This window comes from Haladaptatus sp. DJG-WS-42 (genome assembly GCF_037198285.1).
Lineage (GTDB): Archaea > Halobacteriota > Halobacteria > Halobacteriales > Halococcaceae > QDMS2.
On record NZ_CP147243.1, the window covers coordinates 212,726 to 238,335 of the forward strand.

Here is a 25,610-nt window from a genome sequence, read left to right on the forward strand (position 1 = left end):
CGAAATTGTCAACCGCAAAATGACCGCACATTCTAAGCCGCGTATGCCTCGTCCCGCCCGCGACCCAGATTCCTTGTTCGAGAGCGCGGTGGTGTACCCCAACGCCTTCGGTCCAGAGCACGTCGAGGAGGCACTCGACTGGTTGGCCGATTTCAACCGTGAAGCGTTCACAGAATACGTGGAAGTGACGATAATCACGGAACGAAAGCCGTGGGCGTGAGCGGAGACTTACTCGCTGTTTCTGAGTCGTGTAACGATGAGCGAGATGCCAATCCCGGTGAGCAGGAGGATGATGAGGTTGAACACCGCCTGAAATACCGGTTGGTAGTCACGGGCCACCCAAATCGAGATGATGCGGCCAACACTGAAGTAGAATTGAAGCGTCGCAATCGCCGCGAGCAGGGCGAGGCCGACGAGCGCACCCCAGTAGAGATAGGTCGGCAGGTCGTCTACGGAGGCGGTTCGAACAGCGGTCGTTGATTGGTCTGCGTCACTCATTTGTGGGGTCCTCGTTTGATTAGCGCGAGCGTTGCGATGGCCACGAGCGCGGCGAGGATGCCAAAGCCAGGGCCGGATTCTTCTGTTTGTGTCTCGGTGCCGGTCGGATTCTCGCGACCCCCTGAATCAGTCACAAAGTCGCCCGACTGGAGGCCCGTGTCGCGTTCGGTCGTGTTCACGGACACCGTCTCGTTCGGGTTCAGATTCGCCGCGGAACGGGTGTTGCCGACGATGACGCCATCTTTCCAGAGTGTGGCGTCGAGGTAGTAATTGTAGCCGTCTGGAACGTCGAGTGTGACCGACGGCGCTGCGGTGCGGCCGGGGGCGATTTCACCGACTTGCACCGACGCTTCGTCTGCGACGATGTTCGAATCAGCCTGTCGGGCCGTCACGACCAGTCTGAGGTCATCGTCTGCCTCGTCGCCGGTGTTCGTCAGGTAGGTCGAAACGTTGAGCATCGCGCGGTTCTCAGAGACCGATTGAATGCGATATTCGAGCGACGGCCGGTCTGGGAACTCGTGAAACTGCGTTGCGGTGCGTGCGTAGGCGGGGGTCAGGGTTTCGACGCCGCGAACCTCTTTCGTGCCGCGTTCGATGCGCCGGTCGTTGACGTAGGCGATGGACTCGATGCGGTAGCCGCCGGTTCGCGCGACGGTGAGCGAGCCAACTGCGGAAACCTCCTTCTCTGACTCGATAGTACCGACGGTGAGTGTGGTTTCCGTTTCGACCAGCCCTGTATCGAGGTCGATGGCTCGGAGCAGGATAGTCACGTTTTCGGAGGGGCCACCGCGGTGACTGAGGCGGGTATCAACAGAGAGGGTTGCAGAGCCGCCGGTGACGTTGGTGGAGGTAATCGTCATCTCTTCTAAGCCGAGGCGGCCCGCAGGTTCCCGGTCTAATTCCGGGTCTGCGAGCGTTCCGGGGACGAGGAACGCCGTGAGGAGGGAGACAACCACGAGAAGCCCCACACCCCCAGCGAGCAGTACTTCCTTTCGCATACGAAACGCTCAAGCAAATAACACATAAGTTTTGTGTGGCTGACAGCTGTTCGCGGCTCAGACACCCTGTTTCAGTTCCTCGTAGCGGTCGGTAAAGCGCGCCTCACACGACGAACAACAGAAGTGATAGCGGTCGCCGTCGAGGACGACGGACGTCCCTTCGGCGGTGACGGTGTTTCCACATTCGGCGCACTCGGGCGCAAACGCCGCCTCGCCAACGGCGGGTTGCCACGACACGTCTGAAAGGAGGTCTACGGAGTACGACTGGATGTCGTCGAGCGAGATGGCTTCGGAGAGGAGTGCTTCGACGTTTGGCTCACCGAGATGGCCCTGAAACACGACGTGTCCCTCGGCGGTGGTGAAGACGTGTTCGACTCCATCTATGTCGAGCACACCGGCTTTGACGCGTTCTGTGGCACCTGGTTTGACGGCGAGGTCTACCAACATTGGAAGCCCCTCGCTGAGCCGCGAGCGGTCGAGTGCGACGGTGAATCGCTTGATGAGGCCGAGGTCTTGGAGGCGTTCGACGCGGTCTGCAACGGTTGGCGGCGAGCGGTCTACTTCCTCTGCGATGTCGCTGTAGGGACGGCGGGCGTCTTCGACCAGCAGGCGCAAAATCGTGCGGTCGATGTCGTCGAGTGAAGTCATGGTTCAGTTCACGCGAACCACGAAAAAACCAGTTTCGGCAGTTATTCGGCCGAAATCGTCCCTTTCATTCCCGTGCCTTCGTGAGGAATACAGAAGTATTCGTACCGCCCCGGCACCTCGAAGGTGTGGGTGTACGTCTCGCCGGGTTCGATGAGGCCGCCGTTTACGTCGTTGCGGGCGGCCTTCTCGCTCGCGAACTCGCCGCTTGCGAAGTAGGCCGCGTCGCCCGGAATTCTCTGTTCGTAGGCCGTGACGGTGTGGCCGACTTCGCTGTCGTTGTCGAAGGTGACGGTCGTTCCCATATCCACGGTGAGCGTTTTCGGGTTGAATTTGAAATCTTTCATCCCAACGGTGTCGCCACCGGTTTCACTGCCGCTGCCGGTACACCCGGCGAGGGTGGTGGCGAGTGCCGCGCCACTGAGTGTGAGGAAGTCGCGTCGATTCATCCGTTAGAGTACCACCAGCAGGTCAGTCGCATACATGAGTACGAGTCCGGCAAGGAACCCGAGCAAGTTAAGCGAACTGCCTAGCTGTCCATTGCGCGAGATGAGGCCGCCAATCTCCCAGACGACTTGTAGGATTGCGCCCACGCCGATGGCGAGGAACAGCGCACCGAGCGTTGGCGAGAAGGCGAAGCTGCCAATCCAACCGCCGAAGATAACCGGAACCCCAGCGAGTGCGCCCATGGCCATGAAGTGCCCGAGCGACGGCCGCGACCCGCGCGTGACGGGAGCGACGACGGCGGGGCCTTCGGTCACGTTGTGGAGCATGAAGCCAATCACGAGGAACGCGCCGAGTGAGACGCGCCCGATGGCGAACGCGCTCCCAATGGCGAGCCCTTCTGCGAGGTTGTGGAGGCCGATGCCGAGCGCCACCATGTAGGCAATCCAGAGGCCAGAGGGTGTGCCCGTCTCTGAGGAGCGCCATTTCGTCACGGCTTGGACGATGAGGAGCGCGCCGAGAATGCCGAGGACGACGAGGAGTTGGCCCTCGAACGCCCCGGGAACTTGTTCAGCGATCTCGAATGCCTCGAAGCCCGCGTCGAACGCGAGGAAGACGAGGATCCCCACCGAGAAGGCGAGGATGGCGTGGAGCGCCCGGTCGCTCATCGACTGCATGAACGGGAACCAGAGCATCCCGAGGGCGACAGGAATAACGCCCACGAACAGGCCGATAATGGCGAGCGTCCAGAGGACGTCACCGCTTACGCCCGGACTCTGTTCGGGGGCCACGATGGTGTGGTGGATGGTCGTCCCGTCGTTCAAGACGAGCGCGGTCTCCAAGTCCCAACCGGGATTCCAGTGGTACGGTACCACCACTTGCGCAGATTCGCGCGCCCCAATAGTCCGCACCTCTTCGCCACCTTGCATCACCTGATGATTCCAGTAGGCGTCACCAACGAGCACCTGTGAGATAGTCACGTCCTCGGGGCCGTTGTTCACCACGTGTAAGACGATGGTATCATCGTTCGGAATCGTGTGGTGGGTGACGGATACGTCGGGAAGTGGCGCACCGGAGCCTTGGAGGCCCGCGAACGGCGTCGCCACGAAGAAGCCCGCGATGACGAGTGCGAGCAGCGCAATCGGGAGGATTGCAGCTAGCCAGCGTGGCAGGCCAAACGGCTTGTTGACGGTGTTCGTTCCGCCGTCACTTCTCGCCATTTAGACCACCTCGAAGAAGCTCATCCAGCCAAGTTCAGCGAACTCTGACTGGTGGGCGTGGAACATGTACAAGCCGGGTTCGTGGTCCGAGTAGTCGATTTCCAGAATCCCGCGCTGTGCCTGACACTGCATCACTGTGTCCACCGTCTTCAGGGTGGGCGTGAGCGTCGTTCCGTGGTCGTAGTAGTCGAAGAAGTTCGAGTGGGTGTGGAACGAGTTGATGGCGTCGAACTCAATGGCGTTCACGAGGTAGACGCGTTGGAGCTGCTGGCCATCGACCTGAATCGGGCGCTTCGTTTCGCCCGGTTCCCAGTTACCCTTCCCGTCGGTGTCGCCAACGCCGTAGGCGAACGCGCGGGTGTTCGCGGCGTACACTTCGTTGTCGCCGTCGAAGTTGGTGTCGAAGCCGTTCATGACCATCACCATCTCGTTTACGTCTTCGCCTTCGTCGTACTCGTGATTCCGACTCTCGGCTTTTGTGACGAGCTGGGAAACGAGGTCGTCGGTCATCGGTCCGTCGTAGTTGATGTAGTCGCGCGGATTCTCCCGCACCTGCTCTGGGTCGGGGTCGACGATGATGACGCCGTAGAGCCCCCGGTGGATGTGCTCTTTGAGCGGCAGCGAGTGGCAGTGGTAGAACTGCACGCCACACGGCTGGGCTTTCCAGCGATACGTGTAGGATTCGCCCGTTTCGAGGACACCCGGCCCATTCGTCGGGATGCCGTCCATCGCCGGATTGATGTTTTTCACGTGCGGGTGGATGGTGTGGGCGTGGCGGCCCCGGTTCGTGAACTCGACTTCGATAATGTCGCCTTCGGTCACCCGGAGCGTTGGCCCCGGAACCTGTCCGTTGTAGGCCCACGCGGAGAACGTGATACCGGGTGCGATTTCAATCTCCGTGTCCACAGCATTGAGTTCAAACCGACGGACACGCTGATCGCCTTCGAAGTAAACCTCTTGTTCGACTGACTCTTGACCGTCGTAGCCCGTGTTGAACTGATAGAGGTATTCGTGGGGGTCGAACTGGGTGCTCGAATACTCGCCCACGGCTCCGAAATTACCGTGGTGTTTCGTATCATCGTGGTCGCCTGCGGCTGCAACATCGTTGCTGAACCCGGCGATACCCGCCGCCCCGGCGAGTCCAAGCCCGCCAAGAACCGTGCGTCTGTCAATCGATTCGCCCTTGAGTGCTCCGACGAGCCGTTCTTCTAACGTCTTCGTCATCGCACCCGCTGTCTTGTAATCGTGGGATGGCATTCACGCCACCTCCGTTGCACTTTCTGACATAGTATCACTGTCACTGACGCGGATTACCTCCGCGATGCGCTCTGAGAGCGCGACTTCGGTGCCATCGGGGAGGCGAACTGTCACCAACCCGATTGGCGCGACTTCAACCACTTCGACCGGCGTACCGGGCAGAATCCCGGCGTCTGCGAGATACTCCAACTCGGCGGCACTGCCATCACGAACCCGTCGGATGACGACGGAATCACCGGCTGTGTGGGCAGTCAGCGCTGCCCCCATCGCATCCTCGATTGGGTCGAGGTTCGCGTTTGGAATTGGTGCGCCGTGAGGGTCGACTGTGGGGTTGCCGAGCATCTCGGCTACCCGGCGCTCGAACTCCTCGCTGATGTGGTGTTCTAAGCGGTCGGCTTCGTCGTGGACTTCCGCCCAGTCGTAGCCGAGGTGTTCTGCGAGATACGTTTCGAGCAAGCGGTGGTGGCGAAGCACTTCGAGTGCGACTGTCTCGCCTTCCGGGGTGAGACGGACGCCTTTGTACTCCTCGCGCTCGACGAGTTCGCGCGTTTCGAGTTTCTTCGCCATGCTCGTGACCGTCGGCGGTTTTACACCGAGGGTCTCGGCAATCGCGGAGGTTGAAATGGGACCATCAGTCTCTCGTTGGAGACTGTAGATGACCTTGAGATAATCCTCCATTTTGGCGCTTAGCATGAGGGATTTTAGACGCGTCTAAACTAAATATGTGTCGGAGGTATCTCGACAGCCACGATGCACTTACGGTGCTTGAGATAGCAGAAAACGAGTGACTGATGCCTACCGTCCCATCGTGTGGAACTCGTCGTTCGGGCGCATATCGGCGAAGTGAGCTAGCCGGTTCGAGAGGTTGAAAAATGCCGTGACGCTGCCGATGTCCCAAATTGCTTTGTCAGAGAAGCCCGCCTCGCGGAGTTTTTCGAAATCAGACTCATTGATTTCGGCCTGTCGTTCGGTGAGTTTCACTGCCACGCCGAGCATGGCCATGTGCTTTTCTGAAATCTCTGCGTTGCGGTAGTTCGAGGCGACTTGGTCTGCGAGCAGGGGTTGGTCGCTGAACAGCCGCAACAGCGCGCCGTGGGCGACGATGCAGTAATAACAATCGTTCGCGCCGCTCGCGGCGACGATTATCATCTCAATCTCTTCACGGGTGAGGTCAGTGTCCGAAACGAGCGCGTCGTAGTAGGCGAAAAACGCCCGGAAATGGGAGGGGCGGTAGGCGTAGGCCATGAACACGTTCGGCGTGAATCCGGCCTTCTCGGTCTCTTCTTCGATGCGCTCTCTGAGGTCAGCTGGCAGGTCCTCGAGGTCGGGCACGGGAAACCGCGTCATGGGTTCTTGTGGCATAGCCTACATGCCACTCGCCCGCGCTTAGCCCTTCCCCCGAACGCGATTGAGCGCGAGAAGCGCGCCGTAGATGAGAACGCCGCCGACGAACAGGGCGGCGGCAATCGCAAAGGGGCCAAACGTTGCGACAATCGTGTCGAGGAGACCGGCCATACCGTGCCTTTGGGTTCCAATGGCAAAGCCAGCCCGGAAGTTTATCTGTGAGAACGCAAATACGCCGGGTATGTACGCGACTGGCCACTACGGCGCGGCACTCCTCGTCTACGCGCCCCTCGGCGTCGCGCTGGCGCTGAGTGGACAGTTCGAACTCGCGGTTCTCGGTGGGGCGGGGATGCTTGCCTTCGCTACGCTCCCCGACATCGACATCAGAACACCGCTCATCCCGCATCGTGGCCCGACCCACACTATCCTGTTCGCTCTGCTCGTCGGAGCTGGGCTTGGCTGGGTTACGCTCCGACTCACCAACCCCACGCTCGCCATCTTCGGGTTCCTCATCGGCGCCCTCTCTATCACCGCCCACCTGCTCGCAGACTGGATTACGCCAATGGGCATCAAACCGTTCTGGCCGCTCTCACGACGCAACTACTCGCTCGACCTGACGACGGCAAAAAATCCCGTGGCCAACTACCTGCTGTTCGGGCTTGGCGTGTTCGTCACGGTCGTCGCATTGCTGGTCATACTCTAAGAACGGAGCGAATCAGCGACCAGACGCGCGTCTGTATGGTTAGATGTAGTCGTTTGCTTCGAGCTTGCCAAGGATGTCGTCGACGAAGGCTTCCGGGCTGTCGTACGGGAAGTCTCCGCCGCTGATTTTCGTGTTGAGCTCCATCGCCGTCATGGAGAAGTCACCAGACTCGAACTTCGTCGCTGGGCCGTTCGGGAGCGCTGGAACGAGGTCCATCGGGCTGGAAATTGGGTAGTTTGCACCTTCGAAGGCGTCAATCATCTGCTGGCGAAGTTCTGCTTTGTCTGCCATAACAAGCTATCACTGGTCCTCCGCAATGAAAAAACATTCGAGAACACCAGTCTTACCCGTTGTTAGGAGTTGTTTTCACGGCGACGCACTCCCGCAGCCCGCAGCTATTGTTTCGGACGATTTACTGTTGAAACAACACGAGAAACGGCCACAATGATTTTTGGTAACACACCGAGAAGAGTCAACCATGTCACATGACTCCGTGGACTACACTCAGTTCGAGGAAGGCCGCCACCTGAACTACTGGGAGCTAGACGAAACCCTCCAGTTCGAGGCTCGCCGGACGTATCCCGCAGACGAGTTTGAATGGGCAGAACCTCGACTTGGCGAGTTTGGCCACGTCGTTGGCCACACCATCGCGGACAACGCAGACACCATCGACAAACACGGTCCTGAACTCAGCACGTACTCGAAACACGGCGAGGTGATAAACGAAGTCGAGTATCACCCGAAACAGGCAGAAAACGAACGGCTCGCCTACGAGGCGGGCATCGTCGCAGATTCCTTCGAAGCACCCGAGGGTCGCACCTCGCCGCTCTGTCTCACGCACAATCTGACGATGGACCTCCTGCTCTCGTATGCGGACCCCGGCTTCACCTGTCCGGTAGCGATGACCGCAGGCGTCGCCCTCGTCCTCCAGAAGTTCGGCGACGGCACGACCGAGCAGTTCTACGAAGGCCTCACGAGCAAGAACCACGATTCGTTGCAGGAGGGCGCGATGTTCCTCACCGAAAAACAGGGCGGAAGCGACGTGGGCGCAAACGAAACCATCGCCGAGAAAGCGCCGGACGGCACCTACCGGCTCACCGGCGAGAAGTGGTTCTGTTCGAACATCGACGCCCAAGCCACGCTCGCCCTCGCGCGCAGACCTGGCGCGCCCGAAGGCACGAAAGGGCTTTCGCTGTTTCTCGTCCCCCACCGCCTCGAAAACGGCGACCTGAACGCCGCCATCTACCGCCGCCTGAAGGACAAACTCGGAACGACGAGCGTTCCCACGGGCGAAGTCGAGTTCCACGGCGCGACGGCCTACCTCATCGGAAAACCCGAACACGGCTTCCGATATATGACCGAGATGCTCAATTTAGAACGGCTTTCGAACGCCTTTGCCTCGGTGGGCGTGATGGGTCGCTGTCTCCTCGAAAGCAAGATTCACGCCGCAAACCGCGAAGCGTTCGGCAAACCAATCGACGAGTACCCGCTCATGCGCCGCGATCTCGTGGACATGGCCGTCGATTACGAAGCCGCCGCTGCATTTTCGTTCGAGGCTGCCCGCCAACTCGACGTTCGTGAGCGAAATGAGGGCGAGAGAGCCGAGGCCGCGTTCAAAGCCATGCGCGTGCTCGTCCCGATTGCGAAGTACAAAACCGGGCGCATGGCCGTCGATACAGCCTCCTACGCCTGCGAGATACTCGGCGGCAACGGCTACGTCGAAGCGTTCGTCACCCCACGCCTGCTCCGGGACGCGCAAGTGCTCCCCATCTGGGAGGGCACCTCAAACATTCTCTCACTCGACGTGCTCCGGGGGATGGCCCGCGAACAGTCCCACGAAAGCGTGATTGCGCTCGTAGAGGGGTGGCTCGGCAACACCGAACACGCCCATCTCGAACACCTCAAAGCGACCGTCGAAGCCGAGTTCGAATCACTCAGAGCGGCGTTTGCCACCCTCGCCACCGAGGACGATGAGTACGCCCAGCTGCACGCAAAGCAGCTCGCAGACTACATCTTCGACGTGGTGACCGCCGCGCTCTTGCTCGCGGAGGCGCAGGCGCAACTCGATACAGAAGACAACGCGCGCAAAGCCCTCGTCGCAGAACGGTTCATCGAAACTCGATTCGACACCCGCTCGGCGCGTGGACTTACTTCAGGGAGCCGCTTTGCTGTCGAACACTTTGCTGCAATCGTCCGTTACGCCGCGGTCGAACCCGACGCGCTCGTCGAATCGACGCCAGCAGACGACTAATCAGGTCGAAAGCGACGCGCCTGCACCCAGAATTAGCAAGCCACCAACGGTCAGCAGGGCGAGGCCGGGGACGAACGAATCGGTTGTGGTTTCGAGCGAGCCGATGAGAAATGGACCCAGAAACCCACCGATTTCGCCGACAGTGAACACGAGGCCGACCGCCGTCCCCGTAAGCTCCGGGCCGACGCCGTCTAACTCGACTGGGATGGCGCGTACGAGCGGCGATAGCGCGCCGATGCCGATGCCGATGACGAGTGCTCCGGCAACCGCAGCCGTGCCACCGAGCCCGGGAATCCACATGCCGAGCGAGCCTGCGGTCGTGACCACACCAATAGCTAACACGATTTTGCGATACGAAAGCCGTGACACGAACAGCGGGATGGCGAGTGCGCCGAGGATTTGTGCGCCGACCATGCCGCTCGTGATCGTCGCCGCGAGCGTCGGGGCAATGCCTCGATATTCGAGAATCGTCGCGAGCCAGCCCTGAATCCCGTGGAGGATGAACAGGTACATCGTCCCGATGACGATAACGCTCAGCATCCCCGGCGTGGTGAGCACCGCGCGAACGTTGGTGCGCGCAGAGTTGTGTTCGTCTGCGGGAGGCGCGTCGAGGTCGGCCCCGTTCGTTCCGCGCGTGACGAGAAACCAGCCGACGGAGAAAGCGATGCAGGCGACGCCACCCCAGAAAAAGACGGGGCGCCAGCCGCCGAGAAGTGGGCCGAGCACCCCGCGGCCGAGCGAGAACGCCGCCGCGACGCCGAGATACGACCCAATCATGTAGACCGAGGAGGCAACGCCGACGCGCTCTGCGGTATAGATTTTCGAGACGAGTTTTGGGAGGCCAAAGGTGATGCCCGTCCCGCCGACACCGAGCAACAGCGTGGGGAGCAACAGCGTCCAAAAGTCGGTCGCATAGCCACGGAAAATCTGGGCAACTCCGAAAATTACGAGCGCGAGGCCGACGCTCCGGCGCGGGCCGATGCGGTCTACGATGACGCCGCTCATCACCGAGAGCGGGATGTAGGAGAGTGGAATCGCACCGGCCAGAAACCCAGCTTCAGCAGACGTGAGCGTAAGCTCGGTCGAAATCGGGACGAGAAACGCGGGCAACGAAAACCAGACGAACATCAACGCGAGGTACGCGAGACTCCCGAGCGCGAGGAGCCCAGCAGAGCGTCGCGAAGCCATAGACTGTGCCATCAATACCCACTCGTCGGAGTCGTCCCTAATCAAACAGCGGGTGGCGGCAGACCCGACGACTTAGCGGGGGGTTTGGGTGCCCCACTTGTCGAGAGCGACTTTCAGCTCGGGGTGCGTTTCTGCGTACTCGGCGAGCGAGATGCCCTCCATCGAGGCATCGACCGACTGTCGGAACGCCTTCGCGCCCGCGGCGGTGCCGTCCGGGTGGCCGTGGATGCCGCCACCGGCTTGGATGATGAGATTCGAACCGAGACGGTTGATGAGTTCGTCCACGATGCCGGGGTGCAGACCGCCTGAGGCCACCGGCAACACGTCGTTCATGCCGTAGAGATCTGACTGGAGCCAGTCGTTGATGCCTGCGGTGTCTTCGTTTTCGAGCTTGCCCAAGTCCGCGGTTCCCGTGTGGATGTGGTCGACGCCGACGAGCCGCGAGATTTGTGCGAGGACGCGCATCGAGACGCCTTGGTCTGGGTGGCGGTCGAACGCGGCGTGCATCGCGCGGTGGGCGTGGATGGCGAGGCCCAAGTCCTCACAGCGTCGGCGCACGGTCTGGACGCTCGCCCAGCCCGCGGTCACGACGTCGACCATGACGAACTTCCCGCCGTGGTCTGCGACGAACTCGGCGCGTCGGAGCATCTCGTCGGTCTCTGCGGTGATATTCACGAGATAGTCTTTGCGCTCTCCGGTCTCTTCTTGGGCTTTGTCGCGGAGTTCGAGCGACCGCGCGACGCGTTCTTCGAACGGGTTGAACACTTGGTCGGTGAGGTTCTCGTCGTCTTTAAGCAAATCAACGCCACCCATCCACGCGTCGTAGCCGATTTGCGCGTGCGATTCGGTGTGGAGGCCGACTTTCGGCTTCGGGACGGTCGCCGTGACGGGACGGCCGTGAGCCGACAAGAGCTCCGTGGCGACCGACGAGCCGAACTGCGGCCCTGCGAAGCCTTCGACGATGGCTTCCGGCCACTCACAGTCTTCGAGGCGGATGGAATCGACCGCCTTCATCCCCATGATGTTCCCCGCGATACAGGAGAGAATCTGTGGCATGTTCCCCGGCTCGAACAGCGCCTCGGGGTAGGCGACGCGAACCGTGTTCCCTGAGAGGTCAAAGGCGGTGGCGCTGAGTTCGGTCACGCCGGCTTCGACCTGTAACTCGGCCCACGTCCCGTTCGAACTCTCGGAGGCGACCCGCGCGGCGGCGTCCTCCATGCTCATCCCCTCGCCGGGGCGGAGCGTGAAGGTGCAGACAAGGTCAGTGTCTACGGGTTCGTAGTCGAGGTCGAGGAAGTCTGAATACTCAATCCCTGTCATACCCCTAACATTCTACCCCCGAGTGTATAGCGTTTGTTGCGACTCAGGTCGCGTTATTCTCCAACGAACCGCTGCGGAGGAAAGTGTGGTCGTGACGTGAACACACCAATCCTGACTCCGCTGACAACGAAAGGAGAAAACTCCAACAAAACAGAACATTCAAAAATGACGATATGAAAATGGTTGGCAGATGGCAAACAAGCAACACCGCAGGCAGTTTCTCCGCACCGCGGGGCTCACAACTCTTGGCCTCCTCGCAGGATGTACTGGAAGCTCACCTTCTACTCAACAGACACAATCCACAGTCACAACCTCGCAAACACAAACTAAATCCACATCGAAAGAATCCGTCGAACACGACCATCAGAACAGCAATACCGTTGACTTCTCGGACGAAACGCTCGAACAAGCACGAGCCATCGGGAAGACCGTCCAGAAATCCGTGGTCAAACTCACGAATGGCAGTACCGGTGGGACGGGATGGATCATCGAAGACGGATACATCATGACCAACTCTCACGTCGTCCTCAATTCGGAAACGATGGCTGTCGAAACGTTCGATGGCAACACCGGAACTGCAACTCGTGTTGGCTACCATCAGAACATGGTTCCTGACATCGCATTGATGAAGACGGAGATAGAGACGCCAGCGCCACTGCCGGTGAAAACCGATGTCGATGTGTCGAAAGGCGACCCGGTTTTGATGGTCGGCCATCCGGGAAGCGTTGGCGACTGGGTGATTAGCGTGGGTCGATACGACTCATACCAGCAAGGGATCAATTGGGTGCTTTCTGACATTCCAACGAAAAGCGGAAACAGCGGCTCACCGCTGGTGACACTGGACGGCGTCGTGATTGGCTGCGTTAGTGGGGAATCGAAGGTGGGTGGCCAGAGCGGTGGTGTCGATCGGCCAGAGAAAGTGTACACCGAGTTCCCAGAGCCTGAAACGAAGACCACCGCCACACCGTCAGAAACGATCCAGAGGTGGGTTGGCGAGTGGAAATAGGTCGTTCCCGAAACGCCCCCCGAACGCTCTGTGGCCCGGTGTTTCCGAGTCGGCGTGTTTGGTAGGACGGAATCAGTACGTCGGTTCTTGCAGCTGTCGCAGCCCCCACGCCATGAGCACGTTGCTCGCAATTGCGGCGAGGGCGACGACGGGAACCGCTTGGACGAGATACGACGTGTCCCATAGCACGATTGAGACGGCGATGAGCAACGCAAGCTAGATGATGACGTTTACTGTCAACAGGTCGGTTCCACCTTCTCCGACGAATCGTGCAACTCGGTGTTCCATAATCCGTAGACGGGAGCAGACAGCATAATACGTGCTGACGAGTAGTGGAAGGTGGGCCGAAAAATTGCGGAAACTGAATCAACCGAGCCGACTCAGTCGTCTGCGGCCGCTGTCTCTTTGTGCTCGATGGTCGTTCCCAGTACGTCTAAGAACTGGGCGAGCCATTCCTGGTGATCTGGCCACGCTTGGCCCGTGACGAGGTTCCCATCGGTCGTCACGCTGTCTTCCCATTCCCCGCCCGCAGCGAGTACGTCCGGTTTCACGGCGGGATACGAGGTGCAGTGTTTCCCAGAGAGGACGTCCGCGGCGGCGAGAATCTGCGGGCCGTGACAGAGCGCGGCGATTGGTTTGTTCGCCGTGGCGAAGTGCCGGACGATGTCGAGGACATCCTCGTTCAGCCGCAGATACTCGGGCGCGCGCCCGCCGGGGATGACGAGCGCGTCGTAATCGGCCGGGTCGACGTCCGCAAACGTCGCGTTCAGCGCGAAATTGTGGCCGGGCTTTTCGGTGTACGTTTGGTCGCCTTCGAAGTCGTGAATGGCCGTCTTCACGGTGTCGCCGTCTGCCTTCTCTGGGCAGACCGCGTGAACCTCGTGGCCCACCATCTGGAGGGCCTGGAACGGCACCATCACTTCGTAGTCTTCGACAAAATCGCCGGTGAGTTCGAGAATGTTCATGTTCTCCACCGTGCACCCCTCTGTGCACACCTACTGTATGTGCATCGCTCCCAATAAACGTAAACGTCTCAGAGAACTTCGTCGATGTCCGCGAGCGAGTCGATGACGTAATCGGGTTCGACCGCTACTGCATCTCGGTTTTCGGCCGTCGTCACGCCCGAGCGCACGAGCACCGTCGTCATCCCGACGCGAGCGCCCATGGTGATGTCCGTGTGGAGGCTGTCACCGATGACGAGACACTCTTCTGGTTCGACGCCAAGGCGCGACAGTGCTAACTCGGCGGCTTCCTCGGAAGGCTTGCCGAGAACGTGGTCGACCGGGCGTTCTGCGACGCCTTCGATGGCGTGAATGATGGCTCCAGAGCCGGGAATCAGTCGCCCATCGCCGATAGGAACTCGCCGGTCTGGGTCGGTGCCAATGAACGCCGCGCCCGCCTGAATCGCCCAGAGCGCACTGGTGAGTTTTCGGTAGTCGAACGCCTTGTCCCACGACCCGACCAGCACGTCTGCGGCCTGCGGGTCGTCGGTGAGCGTGACTCCGGCAGCTTCGAACTGGGCGATGAGCCCGGGGTCGCCGATGACGAACACCTCGCCGTCTGCGTAGTTCGCGGTGAGATACGACGCGGTGACGGTCGCCGAGGACGCAATCTCGGCTTCGGCGACCGAGAGGCCGTGACCAGCAAGTCGCGTTTTGTATTCCGCTGGCGATTTCGTGGGGTTGTTCGAGAAAAAGACGAGGTTCAACCCTTCGCGTCGGAGGTGGTCGATACCGCCGCCAACGCCGGGAATCAGGTCGTCGCCTCGGTACACTGTCCCGTCCAAGTCTACGACGGCCCCGCGATAGGTCATTACCCGTCGTAGGCACGCCGGATGATTAACTCCAAGGGTCACACCATTATTCGAACCAACAGCGCGCGTGAAGGTCTTTTTCAAGCATGAACGAATCCGCCCGATAGAACAGGAAAGCGTACTCCTTTACGAACCCATCCGAGGTCGGCCCAGAGTAGATGACGCCTTCGAGGACGACCTGTGAATCGGGTTCCGTGGGAGCGATGACGCGACCGTGTGCGGACATCGCGCCTTCGCGTTCAGGGTCGGCCTCAGCGTAGCGTTCCATGAACGCAACCATTTCTTCCATCGCCGGTGACCGACCGCTTCGTTCGTCAGGATTCATGTAGCGCTGGTTGAGGAGGGCACGGGCGTCTGCGGGCGACAGCCCCTCGAATTTCACCTCGGGGGTGGTGGCGCTCCAGTCGATTTCGTGGCCGAAGATGATGCGTTCGCGGCCAGCATCCGTCGCGAGGTTCACACGACTGGTTGGGCGCGAGAGGAAATGGCGGTTTCCCGGTCGCCCAAATCTAGATAATCTCGCTCTGCGAAGTCTGCCCATGCGAGGGGGAGACTCAAAGCAGGATGTGGCATCAGCGTTTGGTCGAGCCAGCACGGGGTATCGGGACAGCCCAGTGCATCGCGGGGGCCGCGACTTGCGCTTGTTGAGCGAGTGGGCAAGTGAGGCTTCGCTCGCCCTTGACGTTGCAACGGGCGCGGGACACACCGCGAACGCGCTGATGAGAGCTGGCGTCGAAGAAGTGCTCGTCGTTGACCTCACCCGCGAGATGGTTGAGATGGCGCAGTCGTCGTTCCCGCTGCTCCGTGGCGTCGTCGGCGACGCAGAAGCCCTCCCGTTTGCCGACAACACCTTCGGTGCCGTCTCCTGTCGCATCGCCGCCCATCACTTTCCCGACCCCGAAGCGTTCGTCGCAGAAGTCGCCCGCATTCTCGCACCGAGCGGGGTGTTCGTCCTCGAAGACAACGTCGCCCCCGAAGACGAAGCGCTCGCAGCGTTCCTGAACACGGTCGAATCCATCCGCGACCCGACTCACGTCGAAAGCTACCCCGAACAGACGTGGCGTGACTGGCTGGATGATGCCGGATTCGTCGTCGAAGAAACCGCGTGGGTGCGCCGCACCCTCGAGTTCGACAGTTGGGTTGACCGGATGAACGTCCCCGAGGCTCGCCTCTCAGAACTCCAAACCATCTTCGACAAAGCCCCGAACGCTGCCCGCCGCTACTTCGACATCTGGTATGCAGAAAACGGCGTGGCGTCGTTCACGACGCCGAAACTGCTCGTCCGCGCTCGGGTCTGAGTCTACCTACTTTTCTTGGCGCAACTGTCGCTCCCAGCGCGGGCCAGCGCGATTGAGGAGGACCCAACCGCCGCCAGCCGCGAGCACGGAAAGGCCCACCGAGCTACCAGTCGTAAACAGCGGCGAGACGCTGTGGGCGAGCGAGGCGACGAGCAGCGGGACGGCGACAAGCGCGATGGCGACGCCGAACAGCACGAATCGCGGCGTGTCGAACAGCAGGTCGTTCGGGGCGAGACCAGTGAGCCACGCCGAGACACCAAATACGTAGACCGAAACGAGCGGGAAGATGACAAATCCGGAGACGACGCTCGTCACGTTGAATGCGAGCTCCGCGCCGATGAGGAACGCGAGCGAGACGGGAATTGTGAGGATGAGAAAGGCGTAGAACTTCGCGCGAAACACCCGCGAAAACGTAATCGGGTAGTGGAGATACTCGCTTGCGTCATCGAATTGGGTCACCCATGCGTAGGTGGTGAACGACCCAAGCCCGAGAAGTGTCCCGAGAGCGATTCCCGCACCCGGTCGGATGGCCGTGGCCTCTGCGACTTTATCGAGCAGGAAGCCAGTCGTGCCGAAGATGATGGCCGCGGAAATGATGACCTTCCAGAACGACCCACTGGAGCGTCCCACGTCGGTAATCGCCCGCGAGATGAGGTGCGGGTCGCGCCCCGGCAGCCGGTTTTTCAGCCCGGCGAGTCGTGAGGAGGGTTTTCGATGCGTGCGTTCTGCCCGCGGTTTGAACAGCGCAAGGCCGACGCCGCCAAGCGCGAGGAGGAGAACGAGTCCAACGCCAGCGCTCGTGAGCGTGGCCTGCTCGGTCAGCCCGAGGCTAAAGAGCGCGTAAATCGCGTTTCGAGCACCCACGATGAGCGCGCCAGCGCCGAGGAGGAACGTGGTGAGAACGAGTTTGCCGCGCGTCGAAACAGCGGCGGCGGCAAAGGAGAGCGCGACGCCGACGCCGAACACTTCCGCGACGGTTACCCACAGCAGCGCAATGCGCAGGGGCGACTGGCCCGCCTGCAGCGCAAACGGTGCGTAAGCGAGCACGACGGGCGTGATGTACAAGAAAACGTAGTAGACAAGGTCTTTTGCGAGAAACGTTGCGAGCAGGCGGCGTTGTGAGAGCGGGAGGGTGCGGGCAGAGAAGACGAGGAAGGTGATATCACCGAGCAAGTTTTCGAGCGCATCACGGCCGACGAAGCCAATCGTGCCGACCTGCAAGCCGAGGAAGAACACGATGGCGTGAAGCCCGAGTGCGATGCTTTCGACCGGGGTTCCGGTGAGGGTCAAAAACCAGTAGCTTACCCCGCAGATGAGACCGATAAACAGCGGAAACAAGGCAAAGCGCCCGGAGCCAAACAATCGGCTATGGAGCCGCCACTCCTCTTTGAGCATTCGGTAGAACAGGCTCATTGCAGCGCCTCTGCCTTCGCGGCGTCCACCTCAGAGAGAAAGTAGTCGAGCAGGCCAACGCCGCTATCGAGCGTCCGCGGGTCGCACTCTGCGGTGAGTTCGCCTTCTGTGAGGATGCCAACGTCCGTACAAATTTCTTCTGCGACGCTGATGAAGTGCGTCGAGAGAAAGAGTGTGTTGCCCACGTCGCAGTAATCGACGAACAGGCGTTTGACGCGCTCTTGCATAATCGGGTCTAAGTTCACGAGTGGTTCGTCGATGAACACGACCTGCGGGTCGTGGACGAACGCTTGGGCGAGCATGACGCGCTGGCGTTCGCCCTCAGAGAGGTCTGTCGTGAGCGTGTCGAGGCGGTCTTCGAACCCGAGGCGGTCGGCCCACCGCGCAATCTGGTACTCTGGGTCGTCTAAGTTACGCACTTCTGAGACGAAGGTCAGATACTCCCGCGGTGTCATGAAACTCGGCGGGTCCTCGCGCTCGGGGAGGATGCCAACATTCTCGCGCACCGCGACGGGTGCTTCGACAGGGTCGATGTCGAGGACGCGCGCAGACCCCGCGGTGGGGACGAGTTGGCCGGTGAGAATAGAGAGCGTCGTAGTCTTTCCCGAGCCGTTTGGCCCGAGCAGGCCGTAGAGCGAGCCGTGGTCGACCGAAAGTGAGAGGTCTCTGAGTGCCGCAAAGCCGTCGTACTCCTTCGTAAGGGAGGTCGTTTCGATGGCGGGCATTATTGGCGACATGAGCGCCGCTGAACATAACTATACTGTCGATAGAATAACATGTTTATCGGTCGGGAAGGTGGCCGTGGTATGGCTGGTACTCACCATGCAAGCCGACAGTAGCAAATCACCGACTGTGACCCGAATTGTTTTACGCCACTCCGCGCGAAACAGAGACACGGATGGTATTTCGGCGCGTCGTCAGCTCCGGGCTGTTCAGCAGAGAAAGCGGCCGCCGCAGACTCTTTATTGTCTATCTCCTCACGTTTCTGGGTGTTCTCATCGCGTTCACCGTGGCCTACAACACTGGAATGCGCGTGCTCGAAAACGACCCACAACCCATCTCGGATTCGCTCGTCGTAGTCGTTGAAACGTTTACGACGACTGGGTACGGTGAAGATGCGCCGTGGCAGACACTTCCAATGAAGGCGCTCGTCGTGTTCATGCAGTTTACGGGCATCTTCTTCGTATTTCTCGCCTTGCCCCTGTTCGTCGTGCCATGGATTGAAACCCGCCTGTCGATGCGCGCACCGAATTCGGTCGAAGAGCTCACAGACCACGTCATCATCTGTGGCTACACGCCGCGCGGCGAAACGCTGATCGACGAACTCGAACAGCGCAACATCCCGTCGGTGGTCATCGCTGCAAACCGTGAAGAAGCGAACGCCCTCTTCGAAAATGGTGTGCCGGTCATCTACGGCGACCCCGAGACGAACGAGACGCTGGAGGCCGCGAACATCGCCAAAGCGCGCGCAGTCGTCGCAGACGAAGACGACGAGACGAACGCGAGCATCGCACTCACGGCAAAAGACGTCTGTGACACCCAGGTCATCACGTTCGTCGAGTCGCACGATGTCGCCCGGTATCACCGCTATGCGGGGGCCGATTTCGTCTTTTCGCCGCGCAGACTCGTCGGTGAGAGCCTCGCGAACAAGGTGACGACGACGCTCAGCGCGGAACTCAGGGACACGGTCGAAATCGCGGACGATTTCGAGATTGTCGAATTCTCGGTTCAAGAAAACAGCCCGCTCGATGGTGTCTCCATCATGGAGAGCCAAATTGCAGAGAAAACCGGCGCGAACATCATTGGCGCGTGGCTCTCGGGTGAGTTTGTCAGCCCGCCGCCGCCGGAGACGGTCATCGACGAACACACCATGTTGCTCGTCGCCGGTCACGAGGAGCAACTCGAACAGGTAAAAGGCCTCACGCTCTCAGAAACCCGTCGCCATCGCCGAGGGGCGGTCGTCATCATCGGCTTTGGCGAAGTGGGCACCGAAGTCGCTCGCGCGCTCGATACGGCTGGCCACCCGCACACGGTGGTCGATATCGTGGAAAAAGACGGCGTCGATATCGTCGGAGATGCCACGGACGAAAAGACGTTGCGGCGGGCGAACATCGACGACGCGAGCGCAGTAATTCTCGCGCTCCCGGACGACACTGTGTCCGTGTTCTGTCTGCTCATCTTGCGCGAGCACTTCCCCGATATCGAGATTTTAGCCCGCGCAGAGGAGACCGACAGCGTACGGAAGATGTACCGCGCCGGGGCGGACTACGTCCTTGGGCTTGCCACCGTGAGCGGACGGATGCTCGCGTCGACCATCTTAGAAGAGGAAGTGATGACGTTCGACAAGCAAATCGAAATCGTTCGGATGAGCGCGCAGAATCTCGCAGGCCAGACAATTGCAGAGGCGGACATCCGCCAGCGCACGGGCTGTACTATCATTGCCGTTGAACGAAACGGCAGCGTGCTCACCGAAATCGGGCCATCGTTCGTCATCCAGCGAGACGACGAACTCATCGTGACCGGCCTCGACGACGACATCAACCAGTTTTCTACGCTTGCGGGTTAGGCGAGCAGGCGACGGGAAGCGAGGACCATCCAACTGGCGAACACGCACGCGCCGATGAACTCGGGGACAGCAAGCCCGCCGCGGGTAAGTGGACCCTGCGCAATCCAGACGAGCCACGTCATGATGTTCGTGATGCCGAGCCAGATGCTCACCAGCCCGGTTCGAGGTGCGCCCGCAAGCACCGACCCGGAGCCGTGAATCCAGAGGGCGACGGTAGTAAACAGGTAAAACGAGAGCGCCGCAGGGAAGTGATAGGTCGTTCCCATCGGGAACACGCCAACGAGAAACAGCCCGACGAGCGCGAGCGAGAGGAGGACAACGCCAATGCGCTGAAGGAGCTGTTCGCTCGCACGAAAGAACGCAACGAGAAACGGAACAGCGACGAGGCTTCCGAGCAGCAGGCCGCCGTTGAACAGCCATGCAGTTGCTGCGCCCACCGCACCGAGGTTTGAAAGGGCACTTTCGGTCCACGTGAACGTCGGAGAGAGGAGCGTTCCAAGAAGGATTGCCCCGAGAGTGAGCGTCGGGGCGAGAACGCCAGCCCACCCACCGACTCGCGCTGTTTGCATAACGTGGTTGAGATGACGATTCGAGAAAAAGCTGCTGGTGTCAACCGGTGTATATGTCCGTCTGTGGGTTAAATTTCGCCCACGCGAACCAGAACAGCGGCGAGACGTCGTTCGCCCGGGTCAGTTGGGTTCCGGCGTGGGGGCCGTCGAAGGCGACGCCGGTCGTCAGGTTCCACGTGGAATCGCCACCCGCCATCTCGTCTGGAGCGCCTGGTGCAAACGTTAAGACGTCGTCGCCAACCGTTCGGTCGTAGGCGACCAGCGACCCGTCGGTGAGCGCGGCGACAACAACGGGTCGCGAGCCGACCGTGTCGTTCACAACGCCAGCGCCATCAAGTTCGGGGAACGGATAGGCGCGCGCGGTGGCCCCATCGGTGACGCCGATGACGAGCGTTTTCGGGTGCAAGCGGTCGTCTTCGAACTCGGTGAAGCCAATTCCGATTTGGTCTGAGTTACCATACGAGGCGTAGGGGTTGGAAGAATAATCGCGCGAGGTTTCTCCGACGACGGTGCCCGACAACGGCGGTGGGAGGAGGACGACCGTGTCCGGGTGATTCGCCTGCCACGCGCCCCACGTCGTGAGCGATGATGGCGTGAGGGTGAGCGTATCACCGGTTCGGTCTCCTGAAATGGCCGTTGCGAGCAATTGACTCCAGAGGCTGTTCGTTTTCTCGTCGTACATCACGAGGTCTGCGTTCCAGAGCAGGCCCGAGACCCCGAAGTTCGTCACCTCGCCATCGACGGTGCGCTCTGCGGTGAGGCCGCTTCCACACAGCGGGCAGTAGGTCACGAGCAACGGGCCCTCGAACTCGTCGTTGACGATTTCGTGCCAGTTCAGGATTTTGAGCGGATACGCTCGCGCCTCGCCGTTTCGCTCGACACCGATGACACGGTCGTCCGGGGTGAGGCGCGGTCTTTCGGTGTACTCGCCGACGATGGAGTTTCTGCGGATCACTTCAATATTGTCCCAGTTCTCGCCAAACGCGGGGTCTACAATCGCTGGAATGGCGTCTTTCGGCGCGCCGCGATTCAACTCTTCGTCCGGAACTGGCAGTGTGAGTCCTTCGGGCGTTGGCGAGGATGTCGGTGTCTGAGAGCCGCCACCACCGCTTACACACCCAGCAAGCCCGATGAGACCGGCTGTGGCAACCGCGAGATACCGCCGTCGGTTCATGGTCTCTGTTGGCGCGCGCCCGATTAAGCCCCGGCGGGGTTGTGTGACTCCTGCTCACAAACGGCATATCCACTTCCTTCCTGGCGCCAACATTCAAATATGCAGTACACCCGGAGACGATTCCTCGGTGCGTCCGCACTCGCTGTTGGCAGTGGGCTCGCCGGGTGTACGAACGCGGCGAACCAACAGGAGCTGACCGTCGAAACGCTCGCCGTAGGTGGACTGAGAGGCGGGCCGCTCGTCGTCCAACCAACCGACCGACCGGTGTTACTCGACTTTTTCGCGACGTGGTGTGCGCCGTGCAAGCCCCAGATGAGCGACTTAGGAGAGATTCGCGCCCGCTACGGCCCCGACCAACTTCACATGCTGTCGGTCACCTGGGAGCGCGATGAAGCGGTCGTCCGCGGCTTCTGGGAGGAGTATCGTGGGTCGTGGCCGGTGGCGATGGACCCGGAGGTGACGACGGGCGAGCGTTACGGCGTCCAGAACCTTCCGACGCTGCTCGTGTTCACGCCAGAGGGTAAAGAGGTGTGGCGGCACGTCGGTCTCGCAGGACTGTCGTCAATCGAAGCTGCCCTCGCTCGCGCCGGAGTCGAGTGATGCTCGATGACCTCCGTCTCGGCTTTGCGTTCACCGCAGGCGTGCTCACCTTCTTTGCGCCGTGTTCGTACCCACTGCTGCCGGGCTACGTCGCGTACTATCTCGGGACGGCTTCGGATGACGAGCGAGCCGTCTCGAATCGGCTGTCTCAGGCGATTTTCGTCGGGTTGCTCGTGAGTGTTGGCTTCTTTCTCGTCTACGCCGCGCTCGTCGGCCTCGTCCTCGCTGTCGGGACGCGCGCGTTCGCCAACATCAGCGTCCTCGAACTGGTCGTTGGCACGCTGTTGATTCTCCTCGGTGGCGTGATGGCGCTTGACAAGACGCCGTCGTTTCTCCATCGCACCATCCAACTGCCCGAACGAAACCGGTCGAGTACGGGCTTCGTCCTCTTTGGCGTGGTGTACGCCGCCGCGGCCGCAGGGTGTACCGCCCCGTTGTTCATCGCAGTTGCGTTGTCTGCGCTCGCCGCTGGGCCGACGACGGCGTTCGCGACCCTCGGCGCGTACGCCGCGGGCATGAGTCTGCTTATGATTCTCGTCACCGCAGTCGCGGCGCTCGGGCGACACACGCTCCTCACAAAATTGTCGCAGAACACGGGGCGAGTCACGCGCGCTGCGGGTGTCTTGCTCGTGCTTGCCGGACTCGTCCAGATTTACCTGTTCCTCGTCGCTTTCGATGGGCTTCGATTACTCGGTCTTGGATGACTATCGAACCGACCGCCGCGCCACGAGCGATTGCTGGAGACGGTCTGCAACGGCATCCCTGAGCGTCGTCGCGGTCTGTTCGTCGATGTCTACCGCGCGCGCGTTCGCGCCGATAATGCTCCGCGCACCTGCTGTATCGACGCTCAACGTGGCAAGGTCGCGTCTTTGCTGGAAAACCGTCTCACTCGTCGCGACCGTTTGGACGCGGTAGTACGGCACGACCTTCGTGGTTCGCACCCAGAAGCCAGCCCGCGTTATCACGTAGTCGTCGGTGAGGGCGTACCCCAGATTCTTCCACTGGTAGTGTGCCGCGACAGGCGTGAGTACCACGCCGACCAGCGGCACCCACCACGCGATGTCGAAGGCGAAAACCTGTACGACGGCGTACAATAGTCCGGTTGCCACGAGGAGCACGAGCGTGTAGCGCACCGCATAGCGTTCACGGGCGCGTTTTGGGGGGCGCTCGAAGCTGAGCGTGCCGAACGGTTCGATGGTCTGTGCGAGCGAGAGGACACGCTCTGTTGGCGCGAGGGGAACCGCCGCCTCGGAGCCGCCGCGCCCGCCCTGTCCGGGAGCGTAGCCCGCCGTCTCGACACCAAGGCTCGCGTGGGAGACGAATCGTTGGAGGACGTTTTCACGTATCGTGAGCGCCTGCACCTTATCGAGCGGAATCGTGCCGTTGTACCGTTGGAGCAGCCCGCGTTCGTAGCGCAGGTCGCCGTTCGCTCGGGTGAGCCGGAAGCCGTAGTAGTTGGCAACCGCCGCTGCGCCGCTCGTCACGACGGAGAGGAGGATGAGCGCGACGACCCAGAGCGGGGCAGCGAGAATGAAGCCCGTAACCGGGTCTGCGAGCATGAAGCGCGACACGGTCGGCGCGACGACCGGGACCGCGAGGCTGAGCAAAGGGACGAATCGCAAGTCAAGCGAGACCAACGCGAGCAGGGCGAGTTCTCTGGTTGTGATTTCGTAGAGGAGCGTCGTGTCCTCGGCTGGTTCGTCTGCGGCCGTCTCACCGCGTTTGAGCCGGGCAACGTCATCGACGAGCTGTCCCGCCGCGGTCGTGCTCACGTACTGGAGGGCCGCTTCGGTCGAACTCCCTCCAGCAGTTTCGACACGGACTTCGGCGATGTCGAGTGCGCGCTGGAACAGATTTTGGTGGACATCGACGTTCTGGATGCGCCGAAGCGGGATTTCGCGATTCGTCCGCGAGAACACCCCGGAGGTGATGTCGAGTGAGTCTGCGGTGAGCGTGTACTCGAATCGCTGGTAGTAGCGCACCTGATACCCGACAAGGAGGGCACCGACGACCAACAGAAGGCCGCCAAGCGTGGCGACGCCAACTTCCATACCGAACATCGACGCAGAGCCAAAGCCAGCGAAGATGAGCACCCAAACGAGGCCGCCTGCGAAGCGAGCGAGTCGGTAGGGAATCGAAAGCGGACTGAGCTTCATACGGCGTCCTCGGGCTCTGCGTCGATGGCGAGTTCTTTGAGTTGGTTTTGGAGGTTATCTGCGCCGTCGGGGGTGAGGCCGGGGATGGTCACGTCTGCGCCGCGCGACCCGGCGGTGTACACCACCGCAGTTGCAAGTCCAACGAGGCGTTCGAGCGGGCCACGACGGGCGTCTACGTGCTGGACGCGGACGAACGGTACCACGGTGTTCACCCGGGTGAACACGCCGCGTTCTAAGTAGAGATAGTCCTCGTAGAGCGCAAAGCGCCAGCGTCGGTAGCGCGCAACCGCGAGCAGGCTTCCGACGAGCGCGAGAAAGCCGAACACGCCGCCTCCAAGGAGGAGGGTTTGCGTCGAAAAGCCATTTAGAAACGTCGCTGCGGCGGTGGCGACCGCGCCGAAAAAGAGGGCACCGACGACCGCCTGCCCAATCCAGAGTACCTGAACGCGCGCGTGGAGGCGGTGAAGCGTTCCTGCCGTGTCAGATTCCATTGGTGCTGTGTGGGCCGTCACAGGTCATAAACGTGTGTCCGAGAGCGATTCTCACTCGCACGCAGTCGTCCGTAGCGCTCCTCGAATCCCCACCGCTGGTGGTTGGGGGCGTGTGACTGGCGGATGAGGGGCAACACTGAAATTCGTTCATGCCTATTGGTAGCGTATGGCATTGGGGGCTGAGTCACCAGAGACGCGCGTCACCTATGCGCGGGTAGACTACCTCTTTCGTATCGGAATCGTCGTCGTCGGGGTCGCCGTCGTCGCGGCGACAATCGTGAGAGGGCTCGCAGGGATATTCGGCGTCATCCCCCCAGCGTTTGCCCCGCTCTCGTGGTCACAGGTGACTGGCGTGAGCGTCGTTGGCTCCGCAGGGGGCGTGTTCACCTACGCGCTCCTTGACCGGTATACGGCGCATCCACGGCGGAATTTTATGGCCGTCGCGGCAGTGATACTCCTTCTTTCGACTGCGCCACTGTGGGTTGCTGGGCGGATGGAAGGCGCCACCGTCCAGAGCATCTTCGTGCTTGCGCTGTTACACCTCGTCGTCGCAGTCGTGACGGTGGGATTGCTCGTCCGAATGGACCGCGGAACCGGGCGAGTCAACCCAGCAACCGCTAGCGATTCCTGAGAAAGTTATTTTCTATATCCCCGCG

The 25,610-nt window shown here is 61.0% G+C and carries 30 protein-coding genes; 9 read left to right on the forward strand and 21 right to left on the reverse strand.

Features of this window, described 5'->3' with window-relative positions; genetic code table 11:
• Nucleotides 1-43: 43 nt before the first annotated feature.
• Nucleotides 44-220 carry a hypothetical protein gene (locus V5N47_RS01090; RefSeq protein ID WP_338728951.1) on the forward strand — a complete coding sequence of 59 codons (177 nt, stop codon included), beginning with the start codon at nucleotides 44-46 and terminating at the stop codon, nucleotides 218-220.
• 8 nt (nucleotides 221-228) lie between these two features.
• Here V5N47_RS01090 and V5N47_RS01095 read toward each other — a convergent pair whose 3' ends face one another.
• From V5N47_RS01095 to V5N47_RS01135, 9 genes are all read right to left on the reverse strand, one after another.
• Complete coding sequence (locus V5N47_RS01095) at nucleotides 229-498, reverse strand: hypothetical protein (RefSeq protein ID WP_338728952.1); 270 nt, start codon at nucleotides 496-498, stop codon at nucleotides 229-231.
• Nucleotides 495-1,496 (reverse strand): PGF-CTERM sorting domain-containing protein, encoded by a 1,002-nt coding sequence (locus V5N47_RS01100; RefSeq protein WP_338728953.1) that lies wholly within the window; start codon nucleotides 1,494-1,496, stop codon nucleotides 495-497. Before V5N47_RS01100 ends, V5N47_RS01095 begins: the two co-directional genes overlap by 4 nt.
• A 57-nt stretch (nucleotides 1,497-1,553) precedes the next feature.
• Nucleotides 1,554-2,144: an AsnC family transcriptional regulator gene (locus V5N47_RS01105; protein ID WP_338728954.1), complete on the reverse strand. Its 591-nt coding sequence runs from the start codon at nucleotides 2,142-2,144 to the stop codon at nucleotides 1,554-1,556.
• A 41-nt stretch (nucleotides 2,145-2,185) separates the two neighbouring features.
• Nucleotides 2,186-2,590 carry a plastocyanin/azurin family copper-binding protein gene (locus V5N47_RS01110; protein WP_338728956.1) on the reverse strand — a complete coding sequence of 135 codons (405 nt, stop codon included), beginning with the start codon at nucleotides 2,588-2,590 and terminating at the stop codon, nucleotides 2,186-2,188.
• Between the two features lie 3 nt (nucleotides 2,591-2,593).
• Nucleotides 2,594-3,805 (reverse strand): metal transporter, encoded by a 1,212-nt coding sequence (locus tag V5N47_RS01115; RefSeq protein ID WP_338728958.1) that lies wholly within the window; start codon nucleotides 3,803-3,805, stop codon nucleotides 2,594-2,596.
• Nucleotides 3,806-5,062, reverse strand: coding sequence for a multicopper oxidase domain-containing protein (locus V5N47_RS01120; RefSeq protein ID WP_338728960.1), 1,257 nt, complete (start codon nucleotides 5,060-5,062; stop codon nucleotides 3,806-3,808). It abuts the gene before it with no gap.
• Entirely contained in the window at nucleotides 5,063-5,755 is a 693-nt protein-coding gene (locus V5N47_RS01125; protein ID WP_338728962.1) for a metal-dependent transcriptional regulator, read from the reverse strand.
• Between the two features lie 102 nt (nucleotides 5,756-5,857).
• Nucleotides 5,858-6,424, reverse strand: a complete 567-nt coding sequence (locus V5N47_RS01130; RefSeq protein WP_338728964.1) for a peroxidase-related enzyme — start codon at nucleotides 6,422-6,424, stop codon at nucleotides 5,858-5,860.
• Between the two features lie 24 nt (nucleotides 6,425-6,448).
• Nucleotides 6,449-6,577 carry a hypothetical protein gene (locus V5N47_RS01135; RefSeq protein ID WP_338728966.1) on the reverse strand — a complete coding sequence of 43 codons (129 nt, stop codon included), beginning with the start codon at nucleotides 6,575-6,577 and terminating at the stop codon, nucleotides 6,449-6,451.
• A 70-nt stretch (nucleotides 6,578-6,647) separates the two neighbouring features.
• Between V5N47_RS01135 and V5N47_RS01140 the strand changes: the two genes are divergently transcribed.
• Nucleotides 6,648-7,109: a metal-dependent hydrolase gene (locus tag V5N47_RS01140; protein WP_338728968.1), complete on the forward strand. Its 462-nt coding sequence runs from the start codon at nucleotides 6,648-6,650 to the stop codon at nucleotides 7,107-7,109.
• Between the two features lie 39 nt (nucleotides 7,110-7,148).
• Here the strand turns inward: V5N47_RS01140 and V5N47_RS01145 are convergent, their stop codons facing one another.
• On the reverse strand, nucleotides 7,149-7,400 hold the full coding sequence (locus V5N47_RS01145; protein ID WP_338728970.1) for an MTH865 family protein: 252 nt from the start codon (nucleotides 7,398-7,400) through the stop codon (nucleotides 7,149-7,151).
• Between the two features lie 187 nt (nucleotides 7,401-7,587).
• On the opposite strand from V5N47_RS01145, the gene V5N47_RS01150 reads away from it, so the two are divergent.
• Nucleotides 7,588-9,360 (forward strand): acyl-CoA dehydrogenase family protein, encoded by a 1,773-nt coding sequence (locus V5N47_RS01150; RefSeq protein WP_338728972.1) that lies wholly within the window; start codon nucleotides 7,588-7,590, stop codon nucleotides 9,358-9,360.
• Here the strand turns inward: V5N47_RS01150 and V5N47_RS01155 are convergent, their stop codons facing one another.
• Together V5N47_RS01155 and rbcL are read right to left on the reverse strand one after the other, a co-directional pair.
• Nucleotides 9,361-10,548 (reverse strand): MFS transporter, encoded by a 1,188-nt coding sequence (locus tag V5N47_RS01155; RefSeq protein WP_338728974.1) that lies wholly within the window; start codon nucleotides 10,546-10,548, stop codon nucleotides 9,361-9,363.
• Nucleotides 10,549-10,620: 72 nt separating this feature from the next.
• On the reverse strand, nucleotides 10,621-11,868 hold the full coding sequence (gene rbcL, locus V5N47_RS01160) for a type III ribulose-bisphosphate carboxylase (RefSeq protein ID WP_338728976.1): 1,248 nt from the start codon (nucleotides 11,866-11,868) through the stop codon (nucleotides 10,621-10,623).
• A 190-nt stretch (nucleotides 11,869-12,058) separates the two neighbouring features.
• On the opposite strand from rbcL, the gene V5N47_RS01165 reads away from it, so the two are divergent.
• A complete protein-coding gene (locus V5N47_RS01165) occupies nucleotides 12,059-12,874 on the forward strand; it encodes a serine protease (RefSeq protein WP_338728978.1) in 816 nt (271 codons plus the stop codon).
• Between the two features lie 380 nt (nucleotides 12,875-13,254).
• Here V5N47_RS01165 and V5N47_RS01170 read toward each other — a convergent pair whose 3' ends face one another.
• From V5N47_RS01170 to V5N47_RS01180, 3 genes are all read right to left on the reverse strand, one after another.
• On the reverse strand, nucleotides 13,255-13,839 hold the full coding sequence (locus tag V5N47_RS01170) for a DJ-1/PfpI family protein (protein ID WP_338728980.1): 585 nt from the start codon (nucleotides 13,837-13,839) through the stop codon (nucleotides 13,255-13,257).
• A gap of 68 nt (nucleotides 13,840-13,907) precedes the next feature.
• A complete protein-coding gene (locus tag V5N47_RS01175) occupies nucleotides 13,908-14,687 on the reverse strand; it encodes an HAD-IIA family hydrolase (RefSeq protein WP_338728982.1) in 780 nt (259 codons plus the stop codon).
• 46 nt (nucleotides 14,688-14,733) lie between these two features.
• Nucleotides 14,734-15,147: a hypothetical protein gene (locus V5N47_RS01180; protein WP_338728984.1), complete on the reverse strand. Its 414-nt coding sequence runs from the start codon at nucleotides 15,145-15,147 to the stop codon at nucleotides 14,734-14,736.
• 154 nt (nucleotides 15,148-15,301) lie between these two features.
• On the opposite strand from V5N47_RS01180, the gene V5N47_RS01185 reads away from it, so the two are divergent.
• On the forward strand, nucleotides 15,302-15,985 hold the full coding sequence (locus V5N47_RS01185) for a class I SAM-dependent methyltransferase (RefSeq protein WP_338728986.1): 684 nt from the start codon (nucleotides 15,302-15,304) through the stop codon (nucleotides 15,983-15,985).
• A 6-nt stretch (nucleotides 15,986-15,991) separates the two neighbouring features.
• On the opposite strand, the gene V5N47_RS01190 is transcribed toward V5N47_RS01185, so the two are convergent.
• Both V5N47_RS01190 and V5N47_RS01195 read right to left on the reverse strand, forming a co-directional pair.
• Entirely contained in the window at nucleotides 15,992-17,398 is a 1,407-nt protein-coding gene (locus V5N47_RS01190) for a hypothetical protein (RefSeq protein WP_338728988.1), read from the reverse strand.
• Entirely contained in the window at nucleotides 17,395-18,123 is a 729-nt protein-coding gene (locus V5N47_RS01195; RefSeq protein WP_338728990.1) for an ABC transporter ATP-binding protein, read from the reverse strand. Before V5N47_RS01195 ends, V5N47_RS01190 begins: the two co-directional genes overlap by 4 nt.
• Before the next feature lie 173 nt (nucleotides 18,124-18,296).
• Between V5N47_RS01195 and V5N47_RS01200 the strand changes: the two genes are divergently transcribed.
• A complete protein-coding gene (locus tag V5N47_RS01200; protein WP_338728992.1) occupies nucleotides 18,297-19,964 on the forward strand; it encodes an NAD-binding protein in 1,668 nt (555 codons plus the stop codon).
• Here the strand turns inward: V5N47_RS01200 and V5N47_RS01205 are convergent.
• Together V5N47_RS01205 and V5N47_RS01210 are read right to left on the reverse strand one after the other, a co-directional pair.
• On the reverse strand, nucleotides 19,961-20,533 hold the full coding sequence (locus V5N47_RS01205) for a DUF998 domain-containing protein (RefSeq protein ID WP_338728994.1): 573 nt from the start codon (nucleotides 20,531-20,533) through the stop codon (nucleotides 19,961-19,963). The genes V5N47_RS01200 and V5N47_RS01205 overlap by 4 nt on opposite strands.
• A 40-nt stretch (nucleotides 20,534-20,573) precedes the next feature.
• Entirely contained in the window at nucleotides 20,574-21,707 is a 1,134-nt protein-coding gene (locus tag V5N47_RS01210; RefSeq protein ID WP_338728996.1) for a DUF3179 domain-containing protein, read from the reverse strand.
• Nucleotides 21,708-21,806: 99 nt separating this feature from the next.
• On the opposite strand from V5N47_RS01210, the gene V5N47_RS01215 reads away from it, so the two are divergent.
• Together V5N47_RS01215 and V5N47_RS01220 are read left to right on the forward strand one after the other, a co-directional pair.
• On the forward strand, nucleotides 21,807-22,307 hold the full coding sequence (locus tag V5N47_RS01215) for a TlpA disulfide reductase family protein (RefSeq protein WP_338728997.1): 501 nt from the start codon (nucleotides 21,807-21,809) through the stop codon (nucleotides 22,305-22,307).
• Complete coding sequence (locus V5N47_RS01220; RefSeq protein ID WP_338729000.1) at nucleotides 22,307-23,011, forward strand: cytochrome c biogenesis protein CcdA; 705 nt, start codon at nucleotides 22,307-22,309, stop codon at nucleotides 23,009-23,011. The genes V5N47_RS01215 and V5N47_RS01220 overlap by 1 nt, the downstream gene beginning before the upstream one ends.
• Here the strand turns inward: V5N47_RS01220 and V5N47_RS01225 are convergent, their stop codons facing one another.
• Both V5N47_RS01225 and V5N47_RS01230 read right to left on the reverse strand, forming a co-directional pair.
• Entirely contained in the window at nucleotides 23,012-24,463 is a 1,452-nt protein-coding gene (locus V5N47_RS01225) for a PH domain-containing protein (protein ID WP_338729003.1), read from the reverse strand.
• The gene (locus V5N47_RS01230; protein ID WP_338729005.1) at nucleotides 24,460-24,954 is read right to left on the reverse strand and encodes a PH domain-containing protein; all 495 of its coding nucleotides are present in this window, start codon (nucleotides 24,952-24,954) and stop codon (nucleotides 24,460-24,462) included. The genes V5N47_RS01225 and V5N47_RS01230 overlap by 4 nt, the downstream gene beginning before the upstream one ends.
• A gap of 166 nt (nucleotides 24,955-25,120) precedes the next feature.
• On the opposite strand from V5N47_RS01230, the gene V5N47_RS01235 reads away from it, so the two are divergent.
• Nucleotides 25,121-25,585, forward strand: a complete 465-nt coding sequence (locus tag V5N47_RS01235) for a DUF6069 family protein (RefSeq protein ID WP_338729007.1) — start codon at nucleotides 25,121-25,123, stop codon at nucleotides 25,583-25,585.
• Nucleotides 25,586-25,610 lie beyond the last annotated feature (25 nt).